General features: G+C 42.9%; 16 protein-coding genes. 15 read left to right on the top strand and 1 reads right to left on the bottom strand.

Annotated features, from left to right (window positions below; all coding sequences use genetic code 11):
• Positions 1-8: 8 nt before the first annotated feature.
• The 4 genes from rsgA to spoVM all read left to right on the top strand — a co-directional run bounded on the left by rsgA (position 9) and on the right by spoVM (position 2,416).
• Positions 9-905, top strand: a complete 897-nt coding sequence (rsgA, locus tag QSJ46_RS10805) for a ribosome small subunit-dependent GTPase A (protein WP_212039812.1) — start codon at positions 9-11, stop codon at positions 903-905.
• Between the two features lie 3 nt (positions 906-908).
• Complete coding sequence (rpe, locus tag QSJ46_RS10800) at positions 909-1,559, top strand: ribulose-phosphate 3-epimerase (RefSeq protein WP_047202144.1); 651 nt, start codon at positions 909-911, stop codon at positions 1,557-1,559.
• Positions 1,560-1,619: 60 nt separating this feature from the next.
• Complete coding sequence (locus QSJ46_RS10795; RefSeq protein WP_047202145.1) at positions 1,620-2,264, top strand: thiamine diphosphokinase; 645 nt, start codon at positions 1,620-1,622, stop codon at positions 2,262-2,264.
• 71 nt (positions 2,265-2,335) lie between these two features.
• Complete coding sequence (gene spoVM, locus QSJ46_RS10790; protein ID WP_008354550.1) at positions 2,336-2,416, top strand: stage V sporulation protein SpoVM; 81 nt, start codon at positions 2,336-2,338, stop codon at positions 2,414-2,416.
• Between the two features lie 69 nt (positions 2,417-2,485).
• Here spoVM and rpmB read toward each other — a convergent pair whose 3' ends face one another.
• Positions 2,486-2,674: a 50S ribosomal protein L28 gene (gene rpmB / locus QSJ46_RS10785; RefSeq protein WP_003212514.1), complete on the bottom strand. Its 189-nt coding sequence runs from the start codon at positions 2,672-2,674 to the stop codon at positions 2,486-2,488.
• Positions 2,675-2,945: 271 nt separating this feature from the next.
• Between rpmB and QSJ46_RS10780 the strand changes: the two genes are divergently transcribed.
• From QSJ46_RS10780 to rnc, 11 genes are all read left to right on the top strand, one after another.
• Positions 2,946-3,308, top strand: a complete 363-nt coding sequence (locus tag QSJ46_RS10780) for an Asp23/Gls24 family envelope stress response protein (RefSeq protein WP_008344871.1) — start codon at positions 2,946-2,948, stop codon at positions 3,306-3,308.
• Positions 3,309-3,323: 15 nt separating this feature from the next.
• A complete protein-coding gene (locus QSJ46_RS10775; protein WP_107163647.1) occupies positions 3,324-4,997 on the top strand; it encodes a DAK2 domain-containing protein in 1,674 nt (557 codons plus the stop codon).
• A gap of 148 nt (positions 4,998-5,145) precedes the next feature.
• Entirely contained in the window at positions 5,146-5,808 is a 663-nt protein-coding gene (sdaAB, locus tag QSJ46_RS10770) for an L-serine ammonia-lyase, iron-sulfur-dependent subunit beta (protein ID WP_024424201.1), read from the top strand.
• 20 nt (positions 5,809-5,828) lie between these two features.
• Positions 5,829-6,731 (top strand): L-serine ammonia-lyase, iron-sulfur-dependent, subunit alpha, encoded by a 903-nt coding sequence (sdaAA, locus tag QSJ46_RS10765; protein ID WP_024424200.1) that lies wholly within the window; start codon positions 5,829-5,831, stop codon positions 6,729-6,731.
• The gene (gene recG, locus QSJ46_RS10760) at positions 6,709-8,757 is read left to right on the top strand and encodes an ATP-dependent DNA helicase RecG (RefSeq protein WP_041084874.1); all 2,049 of its coding nucleotides are present in this window, start codon (positions 6,709-6,711) and stop codon (positions 8,755-8,757) included. The genes sdaAA and recG overlap by 23 nt, the downstream gene beginning before the upstream one ends.
• A gap of 112 nt (positions 8,758-8,869) precedes the next feature.
• Complete coding sequence (gene fapR / locus QSJ46_RS10755) at positions 8,870-9,436, top strand: transcription factor FapR (protein ID WP_024424199.1); 567 nt, start codon at positions 8,870-8,872, stop codon at positions 9,434-9,436.
• Between the two features lie 15 nt (positions 9,437-9,451).
• Positions 9,452-10,450: a phosphate acyltransferase PlsX gene (gene plsX / locus QSJ46_RS10750; protein ID WP_024426965.1), complete on the top strand. Its 999-nt coding sequence runs from the start codon at positions 9,452-9,454 to the stop codon at positions 10,448-10,450.
• Positions 10,451-10,465: 15 nt separating this feature from the next.
• Complete coding sequence (fabD, locus tag QSJ46_RS10745; RefSeq protein WP_107163649.1) at positions 10,466-11,410, top strand: ACP S-malonyltransferase; 945 nt, start codon at positions 10,466-10,468, stop codon at positions 11,408-11,410.
• Entirely contained in the window at positions 11,410-12,153 is a 744-nt protein-coding gene (gene fabG / locus QSJ46_RS10740) for a 3-oxoacyl-[acyl-carrier-protein] reductase (protein ID WP_024424196.1), read from the top strand. Before fabD ends, fabG begins: the two co-directional genes overlap by 1 nt.
• An 81-nt stretch (positions 12,154-12,234) precedes the next feature.
• Entirely contained in the window at positions 12,235-12,468 is a 234-nt protein-coding gene (gene acpP, locus QSJ46_RS10735) for an acyl carrier protein (protein ID WP_008344853.1), read from the top strand.
• A gap of 181 nt (positions 12,469-12,649) precedes the next feature.
• Entirely contained in the window at positions 12,650-13,393 is a 744-nt protein-coding gene (rnc, locus tag QSJ46_RS10730) for a ribonuclease III (RefSeq protein WP_008344850.1), read from the top strand.
• Positions 13,394-13,463: the final 70 nt, after the last annotated feature.

Genomic DNA, 13,463 nt, shown 5'->3' with positions numbered 1-13,463 from the left:
GGGACTTTATGCCTGAGGGCAAAATTATTAAAGCATTAAGCGGATTTTATTATGTGCTCGATGAGTCTTTAGAAACTGGAAAAGTGATTCAGTGCAGAGCGAGAGGTATTTTTCGTAAAAACAAAATCACACCTCTTGTTGGAGATTATGTCGTGTATCAAGCAGACAACGATAAAGAAGGCTACTTATTAGAAGTAAAAGAGCGGACAAACGAACTTGTTCGTCCGCCTATTAGTAACGTCGATCAAGCGGTGCTCGTTTTCTCTGCGACAGAACCAACCTTTAGCACATCGCTTTTAGACAGATTTCTAGTGCTTGTAGAAGCAAATGATATTGAGCCGATTATCTGTATCACAAAAGTGGACTTATTGAAAACAGATGAAGAGCGTGAAAGTATTCAAGGTTATGCAGAGGACTATCGGCAAATTGGATATGATGTTCATTTAACATCCACGATCGAGGGGGACGGAATTGAAAAGCTGACCCCGCATTTTCACAATAAGATCACTGTATTTGCTGGTCAGTCTGGTGTAGGCAAGTCCTCCCTTTTAAATGCGATGAGTCCTGACCTGGCGCTGAAAACCAACGATATTTCCTCCCATCTTGGAAGAGGGAAGCATACGACAAGACATGTCGAGCTCATTCGTACAGCAGAAGGGCTTATTGCAGATACACCTGGCTTTAGCTCACTCGAATTTACCGGCATCGAAGCGGAAGATTTAGGTCTTTACTTTTTAGAAATCAAAGAGCGGAGTGCGGATTGTAAGTTTAGAGGCTGCCTGCACGTGAAAGAGCCAGACTGTGCGGTAAAAGATGCGGTCGAACAAGAGCAAATCAGAGAGTATCGCTATCAGCATTATTTAGAGTTTTTAACTGAAATCAAAGACAGAAAGCCGAGGTACTAAATCATGGTTTATATTGCCCCTTCCATTTTATCAGCAGATTTCGCCAATTTGGAGAAAGATATCCGTGATGTGGAACAAGGCGGAGCGGATTACATCCATATCGATGTGATGGACGGCCATTTTGTACCGAATATCACATTTGGGCCGAATGTTGTGGAAGCAATCAGACCGCATACAAAGCTGCCGCTCGATGTTCACTTAATGATTGAGCAGCCAGACCGGTATATCTCTGCATTCGCCAAAGCAGGTGCTGACATTATTTCTGTCCATGTAGAGGCTTGTCCACACTTGCACCGAACGATACAGCACATAAAAGAACAAGGTGTAAAAGCAGGTATCGTCTTAAACCCGCACACACCTGTTTCCCACATTGAGCATGTATTAGAGGATGTAGACCTTGTCTTATTCATGACGGTGAATCCTGGTTTTGGCGGACAGGCGTTTATTCCATCTGTCCTCACGAAGGTAAAAGAAGTGAAGTCCCTTAGTGAACAAAAGGGCTTATCAGACTTACTCATAGAAATAGACGGCGGTGTCAATGTAGAGACTGCAAAAAGCTGTAAAGAAGCAGGCGCTAACTTACTTGTGGCCGGTTCAGCGGTATACGGTAAAGACAACCGCGCAGCAGCCATTCAGGCCATTCGAGAAGCGTAAAAAAAGGAACCAAAGTCATTGTGATCTTTGGTTCTTTTTACATGGAGAGGAGCGTATATCATGCACATACATATCGTAGCCGGCGGTCCTTTTGAATACATTCCGCCCCTTGAACATGAAGCATCACAGGATGATATTCTCTGGGTTGGTGTAGACCGGGGGACGCTTTTTTTACTAGAGCGCGGCATCATGCCTGCCAAGGCTTTTGGTGATTTTGACAGTGTGACAGAAGAAGAGCTTTGCGAGCTGAAAAAGAAATTGCCTGCCCTGAATGTATTTCAGGCTGAAAAGGATGAAACCGATTTAGAGCTTGCGCTGAACTGGGCCATGCGCCAGCACCCAGCGCATATTCACATCTACGGCATTACAGGAGGAAGGGCTGATCATTTTCTAGGAAATATTCACCTTCTATATCAAGGCATTCAGCACAAGCAAAACATTACTCTTGTAGATAAACAAAATATCATTCAAATGTTTGGGCCTGGTACATACGAAATAAAAGAAGACCCGGATAAAAAATATGTGTCGTTTCTGCCCTTTGGTACATCGGTTGAAAAGCTGACATTAAAAGGTTTCAAATATCCTCTGAAAAATTGTCATATTGAGCCTGGTTCCACACTATGTATTAGTAACGAACTCATCCACTCAAATGGTACTTTTTCTTTTCATGAAGGCATATTAATAATGGTAAGAAGCAAAGATTGACCAACCTATCAATGTGGATGGCTGATTAAGCTCAATTGTGCTGCAAGCGGTACTTTTAGGAGGGGGACAAAATGAAATTTTATACAATCAAACTGCCTAGATTTCTTGGCGGCATTGTCCGTGCGATGCTTGGTTCATTTAAAAAAGATTAATGAGTAATCTCCTTTATTTCCACATAAAAACGCCTGCTACAATAAACTGTAGCAGGCGTTTACTCTTGCTTATACACGCTCAACTTTACCAGATTTCAAAGCTCGAGCTGATACATATACTCTTTTAGGCTTACCGTCCACTAGAATACGAACTTTTTGAAGGTTCGCGCCCCATGTACGTTTTGTAGAGTTCATTGCGTGAGAACGGTTGTTCCCAGCTTTTGTTTTTCTGCCTGTAATAACGCATTTACGTGCCATTTGTTTCCCTCCTAACTGCGAAAACATCATCATATTCTTCATATACGTACTTAGAGATGCCTCAAGATACTTTAATAATTTACCACAGCTTCAAGGGGTTTGCAAGGATTGTTTACTCCTCTTTCAAGAAAAATACCTTGACATCTTGATAAAAAATCAAGGCTATAGTATAAGTAGGATTGGGTCGGATTGAATGATTTCTTTTAAAAAGAAGGGTCTTATAGTAAAATAGTGATAACTCAGGGCAATTTCTCAAAAAGGGGGAACCAATGTGTCCATTGAACTTAGAACGAAATACGGACAAATTGATATATCAAATGAAGTCATTGCAATGGTGGCAGGAGGCGCTGCGATCGATTGCTATGGTATTGTTGGCATGGCGTCCAAAAATCAAATCAAGGACGGTTTGACGGATATTCTCCGCAAAGAGAACTTCAGCCGGGGTGTTCTTGTGCGTCAAAAAGAAGACCGCATTCATATTGATATGTACATCATCGTCAGCTACGGTACAAAAATATCAGAAGTCGCACATAATGTTCAAACGAAAGTCAAATACACGATTCATCACACAATTGGACTTTCTGTTGACTCGGTCAACATTTATGTACAAGGAGTAAAAGTTACGAACCCGTAGTAAGGAGGAAATATATTGTCTATTAGAAATCTTGATGGCCGCTCATTTGCAAAAATGATTCTTGCAGGTGCTCACCATCTTTCTCAAAACGCACAAATTGTGGATGCGTTAAATGTTTTTCCAGTGCCAGACGGAGACACGGGGACAAATATGAATTTGTCGATGACTTCAGGGGCAAAAGCAGTTGAAGAAACAAATACCGATCATATTGGGAAGGTCGGCGTGGCTCTCTCGAAAGGGTTATTGATGGGCGCAAGAGGAAACTCAGGCGTGATCCTGTCACAGCTCTTTAGAGGTTTCAGTAAACATATTGAACAAAAAGAAACGATTGATGCAAAAGAATTTGCTCTTGCCTTACAGGCGGGTGTTGATACAGCATATAAAGCCGTGATGAAACCGATTGAAGGAACCATCTTAACGGTTGCAAAGGATGCAGCAAAGAAAGCGGTTGCTGTTTCAGCGGCAGAAGATCAAATTGACCGCGTTCTAGAGTTGACGATTGAGGAAGCAAGAGCATCACTTGATCGAACGCCAGATCTGCTTCCTGTCTTAAAAGAAGTGGGTGTTGTCGATAGTGGAGGTAAAGGACTTCTATGCGTATATGAAGGTTTCCTTGCTTCATTAAGAGGAGAAGAGCTTCCTCCTAGAGCTGCTTCTTTACCGACGCTAAAAGAACTTGTCAGTGCAGAGCATCATAAAAGTGCGCAAAGCCATATGAACACAGAAGATATCGAATTTGGCTACTGTACTGAATTTATGGTGAAATTTGAAGAAGACAAACAGTCCTTTGATGAGAATGCCTTCAGAGAAGATTTAAGTGAATTCGGAGATTCACTTCTTGTGGTGTCTGACGATACACTTGCGAAAGTTCATATTCATGCAGAGCAGCCGGGAGATGTTTTATCATATGCACAGCGCTACGGCAGCTTGATTAATATGAAAATTGAAAACATGAGAGAGCAGCATAGCTCAATCGTAAACGAAGAAAGAGAACATGCACCTGCTGCACCAAAAGCACCTGCTGCTGAAAAACAGCGCTTTGGCGTCGTAAGTGTCGCAATGGGAGAAGGAATTGCTGACTTGTTCAAAAGCATCGGAGCTTCCGTCGTCATTGAAGGCGGGCAGACGATGAATCCGAGCACAGAAGACATTGTCACAGCAATAGAAAGCGTACATGCCGAAACCGTCTTTATCTTACCTAATAATTCTAATATTGTCATGGCAGCTAAACAGGCGGCAACTGTCTCAAACCGTGAGGTCGTTGTCATTCCGACGAAGACTGTTCCTCAAGGAATGTCGGCACTTCTTTCTCTCAATGAAGCAGCTTCAAATGAAGATAACGAAAGAGCGATGCTAGAAGCGATTGACCATGTGAAAAGCGGGCAAATTACCTTTGCAGTGAGAGATACTCAAATTGATGGAATCGACATTGCGAAAGGTGACTATATGGGTCTGTTCAACGGGAAAATCACCTTAACATCGAAAAATCAATTAGATGCAGCAAAAGAACTTCTCGCCAAAATGGTGACAGAAGATGATGAGATTGTCACCATCATTAAAGGGGAAGATGCATCAACTGATGAGCTGGATGCGTTACAAGCCTTTATTGAAGAAACATTTGAAGATGTAGAAGTTGAAGTCCACGATGGAAAACAGCCGCTTTATTCATATATTTTGGCGGTTGAATAACGAAAGAAGGGCAAATAAAGCCCTTCTTCTTCTTTTGCAATTTTTTACTAGCCATTCCACGGTGAAATGAGTTGCGGGAAACGAATGAATCCATTAGTCTAAAGAAAGAACCAAACCATTCGTGAGTGGTTATGAGAGGGGAAGACCTATGAAATTTAGAAGTGTGTTTGATATTATTGGACCTGTCATGATTGGGCCATCAAGTTCGCACACAGCGGGTGCGGCTCGTATCGGGAGAGTAGCTCGCAGCTTATTTGGAAGAGAGCCGAAACGAATTGTCGTTTCATTTTATGGTTCCTTTAAAGATACGTATAAAGGACACGGTACAGATGTCGCCATTATCGGCGGTGTTCTTGATTTTGATACATTTGATGAACGAATCAAAACAGCGATCGATATTGCTAAAAGCAAAGAGATCGATATTGAATTTAAAGAAGAAGAGGCAGTGCCGGCGCATCCAAATACAGCAAAAGTAGAGATTTCAGATGCGAACGGAAGCCTTGAATTAATTGGCATTTCCATCGGCGGAGGTAAAATTGAAATCACAGAATTAAATGGCTTTGAGCTCAGGCTTTCAGGGAATCATCCTGCCATTCTTGTGGTTCATAACGATCGCTACGGGACGATTGCGGCAGTTGCCAATGTCTTAGCGAAATTCGCCATCAACATCGGTCATATGGAAGTGGCACGTAAAGATGTCGGGCAAGAGGCACTGATGACGATTGAAGTAGATCAAAATATTGACCCAGCGGTCCTATCAGAGCTTGAAACACTGCCAAACATTATTCAAGTCACACAAATTGCAGAGTAACAACAAGGAGGTTATGAATGATGTTTAAAAACGTCAAAGAACTCGTGCAGCTAACAGAAGAACGGAATACCTCCATTTCAGAAATTATGATTGTGCAAGAAATGGAAGTGACAGGGAAGTCACGTGAAGAAATTTTCTCCCAGATGTACCGCAACCTAGAAGTGATGGAGCAGGCTGTTGAAAACGGGCTGAAGGGTGTGAAATCATTATCAGGGTTAACAGGTGGAGATGCAGTCAAACTTCAAGCCTATATCGCATCAGGCAAAACGCTGTCTGGTCATACGATATTAGATGCTGTTAGTAAGGCTGTTGCAACAAATGAAGTCAATGCTGCAATGGGAACCATTTGTGCAACGCCTACAGCAGGCTCAGCAGGTGTTGTACCAGGTACGTTATTTGCAGTAAAAGAAACATTAAAGCCAACAAAGGAACAAATGGTCAGATTCCTGTTTACTTCTGGTGCATTTGGTTTTGTTGTGGCGAATAACGCCAGCATTTCTGGTGCAGCAGGCGGCTGTCAGGCAGAGGTAGGTTCTGCATCAGGTATGGCAGCAGCAGCAATTGTCGAAATGGCAGGCGGTACACCGCAGCAATCTGCAGAAGCGATGGCGATTACACTCAAAAATATGCTTGGACTTGTTTGCGATCCAGTAGCAGGACTTGTAGAAGTGCCGTGCGTGAAACGAAATGCAATGGGTGCATCTAACGCTATGATCGCAGCAGACATGGCACTTGCCGGCATCACTAGCCGCATTCCTTGTGATGAAGTCATTGATGCGATGTACAAAATCGGTCAAACGATGCCAACAGCTCTTCGTGAAACAGCCCAAGGCGGACTCGCTGCGACACCGACAGCAAGAGAGCTTGAAAAGAAGATTTTCGGAGGTGTGACCTCATCTCGTGATACAGAAACTGCAAGATAATGTCTCTGTCCTGAAGGGGATTGGAGAGGAAACCGAAAAAACACTCAATGAACTTGGAATCTACACAGTAGCCGATTTACTCGGCTACTTTCCTTATCGATATGACGACTATGAGCTTCGTAACTTAGAAGAAGTAAGGCATGACGAACGTGTCACAGTAGAAGGGAAAGTACATAGTGAGCCCGTTCTCACCTATTATGGAAAAAAACGAAGCAGGCTGACATTCAGGCTGCTTGTCGGGCGTTTTCTCATTACAGCGATTTGTTTCAATCGTCCATATTTAAAACGAAGCCTTGTGTTAGGTGATACAGTTTCTGTCACAGGAAAATGGGATAAAAACCGCCAATCTATCATGGTACAGGAATTTAAAAAAGGGACGCACGAGCAAGATGGCAGTATAGAACCCGTTTATTCAGTAAAAGAAAATGTGACCGTGAAAATGATGAGACGCTTTGTGAAACAAGCTTTGTCACTTTATGCAGACAAAGCTGAAGATCCATTGCCAAAGCAGCTTGTCTCTGCTTATAAGCTCATGTCCTATCAGGAAGCGTTAAAAACCATTCATCTCCCAGAGACAAGAGACTCGCTCAAGCAAGCAAGACGACGTTTTGTGTACGAGGAATTTCTCATCTTTCAGCTGAAGATGCAGGCGATTAGAAAGAAAGAACGAGAGAGAACATCAGGCATCCAGCATCCGTTTTCCAAAGAAGCTGTTTTTGAGTTTGTTCACAGTCTGCCATTTCCACTGACAAAGGCACAATCAAGAGTGCTTGATGAAATCATGTCAGACATGGCGTCTCCATATCGAATGAACCGGCTTCTCCAAGGAGATGTAGGTTCAGGGAAAACAGCTGTTGCAGCCATTGCGCTTTATGCCGCTCATTTATCAGGTTTTCAAGGTGCATTAATGGTCCCAACAGAAATTTTGGCAGAACAGCATGCGGATTCGCTTTACCAGCTGTTTGAAAAATGGGGACTGAATATCGCCCTTTTGACAAGCTCTGTGAAAGGAAAGCGCCGCAGAGAATTGCTGGAACGTCTAAAAGAAGGTGAGATTGACATTTTAGTCGGTACCCACGCACTCATCCAAGACGAAGTCGAATTTCAGCAGCTCGGTCTTGTCATCACAGATGAGCAGCACCGGTTTGGCGTAGAGCAGCGGAAAAAACTGCGAAGTAAAGGGCAGGACCCGGATGTCTTGTTTATGACTGCCACACCTATTCCGCGAACACTTGCGATTACTGTCTTTGGAGAAATGGACGTATCCGTCATTGATGAATTGCCAGCTGGCAGAAAACAAATCGAAACGTATTGGGTGAAGCATGACATGCTTGAGAGAATTCTTGCTTTTGTGGATAAAGAGCTGAGAAAAGGCAGACAGGCATATATTATTTGTCCGCTCATTGAAGAATCAGACAAGCTTGATGTCCAAAATGCGCTTGATGTCCATAGCATGCTGACTGAAGCATACCGCGGCAAATGGTCAATCGGTTTAATGCATGGGAAACTGGCAAGTGATGAAAAAGATCAGGTCATGAGAGCCTTTACCGCAAATGAAGTGCAAATTCTCGTTTCAACCACAGTCGTTGAAGTCGGGGTCAACGTGCCGAATGCAACCATCATGGTTATTTATGATGCAGACCGCTTCGGATTGTCTCAGCTTCATCAGCTAAGAGGCCGGGTCGGCCGAGGAGAGCATCAATCATTTTGTATTTTAATGGCTGATCCAAAGTCAGAAACGGGAAAAGAGCGGATGCGGATCATGTCCGAAACAACCGATGGCTTTGAGCTGTCTGAAAAGGACTTAGAACTAAGAGGACCCGGCGACTTCTTCGGTAAAAAACAAAGCGGGATGCCCGAATTTAAGGTAGCAGATATGGTTCACGACTATAGAGCACTGGAAACGGCTAGAAAAGATGCGGCAGACCTTGTCCAATCGGACGTCTTTTGGACTGATCCCGAATACAAAGAACTCCGGCAAACGCTGATAGACAGCGGTGTGCTGGGAGGAGATAAATTAAGCTGATTAAACGCTGGAGGAATTTTCTTGTCTTTTTGAAACAAGGATTGATTTATCATCTATGAGATTATATACTACTATTAGTACCTAGTCATAAATGTACGGATGGTGTCTGCATATGAAACTAAATAAAAAAGAACGTCAAAAGCTCCTCCAGCAAACGATCAGCTCGACTCCATTCATTACTGATGAAGAATTGGCAAGTAAATTCGGTGTCAGCATACAAACGGTTCGTCTTGATCGTTTAGAGCTGTCGATCCCTGAATTACGCGAAAGAATTAAGCATGTGGCCGAAAAGACATTAGAGGATGAAGTAAAATCACTTCCACTGGATGAAGTGATTGGAGAAATGATTGATGTAGAACTTGATGACCAAGCCATTTCCATTTTAGAAGTGAGAAAAGAGCATGTATTCAGCCGAAACCAAATTGCCAGGGGACATCATCTCTTCGCCCAGGCAAATTCGCTGGCAGTTGCCGTCATCGACGATGAACTGGCTTTGACAGCAAAAGCGAATATCAGGTTTACAAGGCAGGTGAAACAAGGCGAAAGAGTCGTCTCTAAAGCCAAAGTAGCCTCACATGATAAAGAAAAAGGAAGAACCGTAGTTGAAGTAAACAGCTATGTTGGTGAGGAAGTTGTCTTCTCAGGTGACTTCGTCATGTATCGCTCAAAACAAAAGTAAAAGGTGGCACGTAATATGAGAATTGCAGTCGATGCAATGGGGGGAGATCATGCCCCTAAAGCCATTATTGACGGTGTGCAAAAAAGCTTAACAGCATTTTCAGATATCGAGATTACACTTGTCGGCGATGAAAACAAAATCAAACCATACATAACAAACAACGATCGCATCACGATTTTAGATGCAAAAGAAGTCATTGAACCGACGGATGAACCAGTGCGTGCAGTCAGACGTAAAAAGGATTCATCTATGGTGAAAATGGCGCAGGAAGTCTCCGAGGGACGAGCCGATGCCTGCATCTCAGCAGGAAATACCGGTGCCCTCATGACAGCTGGGCTGTTTATCGTAGGCAGAATTGACGGTATTGACAGACCAGCCCTTGCCCCAACTTTGCCAACACTGGATGGCAGCGGCTTCTTATTACTAGATGTTGGTGCCAACGTTGATGCAAAACCAGAGCATCTCGTGCAATATGCCATGATGGGATCCATCTACGCAGAGCGTGTCTTCCCAAAGAGCAATCCGCGTGTTGGACTGTTAAATGTAGGAACAGAAGATAAAAAAGGCAACGATTTAACGAAAAAAACCTTTGAATTATTAAAAGCATCAGACTTGAATTTTGTAGGAAATGTAGAGTCCCGTGACTTATTAGAAGGTGTTGCTGACGTTGTTGTCACAGATGGTTTTACAGGAAATATTGCGCTTAAAACAATTGAAGGCACAGCCCTTTCTGTCTTTAAAATGCTGAAAGAAACATTAACATCTAGTTTTACAGCAAAAATAGCAGCAGGCATGATGAAGCCGAAATTGATGCAGATGAAATCTAAAATGGATTACTCCGAATATGGCGGTGCCGCTTTATTTGGTTTAAAGGCACCTGTTATTAAAGCGCACGGCTCCTCTGATGAAAATGCCATTTTCCATGCAATTCGTCAGGCGCGTGATATCGTAGAAAAAGACGTTTCAGCTATCATTCATCAAGAAGTCCAAAAAGAAACGACGAAAGAGTCTTAATGGAGGTAAAGCAGCATGACTAAAATTGCATTTTTATTCCCTGGCCAAGGCTCTCAAAAAATTGGCATGGGAAAAGATTTATTTGACCAAGAAGCAGTATCTAAAGCTGTATTTGAAGAAGCAGACAATACCCTCGGGTTTGATTTATCTTCTATGATTTTTGAAGGGGATGCAGAAGAACTGACGCTCACTTATAACGCGCAGCCAGCTCTTTTAACGACAAGTATCGCCATCTTAAAGAAATTTGAAGAGAGCGGAATCAAAGCCGATTATGCAGCAGGACACAGTCTTGGCGAATACACGGCCCTCGTTGCAGCAGGTGCACTTTCGTTTAAAGATGCTGTTTATGCAGTCAGAAAGCGCGGAGAATTAATGAATGAAGCTGTTCCAGCAGGAGAAGGCGCCATGGCAGCGATTCTCGGCTTAGACAAAGCGGCACTTGTCGAAGTGACAAAAGAAGTGACAGAAAGCGGTCACCTTGTAGAGCTCGCTAACTTAAACTGTCCTGGTCAAATCGTCATCTCTGGTACAGCAAAAGGGGTAGAACTTGCTTCAGAGAAAGCCAAAGAAAAAGGCGCAAAACGTGCAATTGCCCTTGAAGTAAGTGGACCTTTCCATTCTGCATTAATGAAACCAGCCGCTGAAAAATTTACAGATGTTTTGTCAAAGCTGGATATTGCGGATGCCAAAACTCCGGTCATCTCAAATGTAACAGCAGACATCGTGACATCTCGTGATGACATTGAGACAAAGCTCATTGAACAACTGTATTCTCCAGTTCGTTTTGAAGAAAGTGTGGAACGCCTTATTGATTTAGGCGTCACAACATTTATTGAAATTGGTCCTGGCAAAGTGCTTTCAGGTCTTGTGAAAAAAGTGAATCGCCGCCTGACGACGATTTCCGTATCAGATCAAGAAACAGTTGAAGCAGCCATTCAAACACTCAAGGGGGATTCTTGATGCTTACAAATAAAACAGCCGTTGTAACAGGAGCATCACGCGGGATTGGCCGTTCCATCGCGATCGATCTAGCGAAAAGTGGTGCAAATGTTGTCGTGAACTATTCTGGAAACGAAGCAAAAGCAAATGAAGTCGTAGATGAAATCAAAGCACTCGGCCAGCAGGCATTTGCTGTGAAAGCTGATGTCTCAAATGCTGAAGAAGTACAAGCTATGATGAAACAAGCGATTGATACCTTTGGTTCAATTGACATTCTTGTGAATAATGCAGGCATCACAAAGGACAACCTGCTCATGAGAATGAAAGAGAATGAATGGGATGATGTCATTAACATAAACTTAAAGGGTGTCTTTAACTGTACAAAAGCCGTGACACGTCAAATGATGAAGCAAAGAAGCGGAAGAATCATTAATTTGGCTTCAGTCGTTGGTGTGTGTGGAAACCCTGGACAAGCAAACTATGTTGCAGCAAAAGCTGGCGTCATTGGATTAACGAAAACAACAGCAAAAGAGCTGGCAACCCGTCATATTACAGTTAATGCAGTAGCACCAGGCTTTATTTCAACAGATATGACAGACAAGCTTGATGAAAATGTACAGACGGAAATGCTCAAGCAAATTCCGCTCGCACGCTTTGGTGCACCTGAAGATATTAGCAACGTCGTTGTCTTTTTAGCTTCAGAAGGAGCAGGTTATATTACAGGCCAAACCATCCAAGTAGATGGCGGAATGGTCATGTCCTAAGAAATATCAAAATTTCATTAGGTTTTCTCTAGTTTTTTAAAAACAATTCAACTATAATACTTTGAGGGGAGGTGAAAGGCAATGGCAGACGTATTAGAGCGTGTATCAAAAATTATTGTAGACCGCCTTGGCGTTGATGAGGCTGACGTGAAAATGGAAGCTTCATTTAAAGAAGATTTAGGCGCTGATTCCCTTGATGTAGTTGAGCTAGTTATGGAACTTGAAGATGAGTTCGATATGGAAATTTCTGACGAAGATGCTGAAAAAATTGCAACAGTCGGTGACGCTGTGAACTACATAAATAACCAGCAATAAGCGTAACAAAGTCCCGTCTACTTTTGACGGGACTTTGAAAATTTATGTTAGTTTCAACACATTCAGCTGATCAATTGTCAGCCTTTTTCAGATGCTGGGAGCACTGTTTCCCTGCATGTAGAAAGAGAGACTCCATATAATCAGTATCCTTAAAGGCGATTACGCCTACCTGGAGGTTGCTATGCCAAAACAATATAAAGACAAACAGAAACAGAGCAAAAAACTAGAGCAATTTAGAGAATTCCAGCAGCGCATTTCTGTACACTTCAAAAATGAAAAGCTTCTATATCAAGCTTTTACCCATTCCTCTTATGTGAATGAACACCGGAAAAAGCCATACGAGGACAATGAAAGACTTGAATTTTTAGGAGATGCTGTTTTAGAATTGACCATCTCTCAATTCTTATTTGCAAAATATCCAGCGATGAGCGAGGGAGATTTAACGAAACTAAGAGCGGCGATCGTATGTGAACCGTCACTTGTATCACTAGCACATGAGCTGTCCTTCGGTGACCTTGTTCTCTTAGGAAAAGGCGAAGAAATGACAGGCGGCAGAAAACGCCCAGCACTCTTAGCGGACGTATTCGAGGCGTTTATCGGTGCACTTTATTTAGATCAGGGGCTGGAACCAGTTGAACGGTTCCTAGAAGCGTACGTTTATCCGAAAATTAATGATGGAGCGTTCTCGCACGTCATGGACTTTAAAAGCCAACTGCAAGAATTTGTGCAGCGCGATGGAAAAGGTGTGCTTGAATACCGCATCCTGCATGAAAAAGGGCCTGCACATAACCGGGAATTTGAAGCAAATGTATCCCTTCGAGGTGAAGTGCTCGGAATCGGAAATGGACGCTCTAAAAAAGAAGCAGAACAGCACGCTGCACAGGAAGCACTTGCTAAATTGCAGAAACATCATATGAACCAATAAAATCCCCCTCGTTATTCAGGGGGATTTCACTCTGTTTTCCATCATCTTTTTACACTTCATATGGTAAGAT

The organism is Bacillus sp. YKCMOAS1, assembly GCF_030268125.1.
GTDB classification, from domain to species: Bacteria; Bacillota; Bacilli; order Bacillales; family Bacillaceae; genus Bacillus; species Bacillus safensis.
The sequence above is the reverse complement of the archived record's forward strand: the minus strand, read 5'-3'. Positions and strand labels throughout refer to the sequence as shown.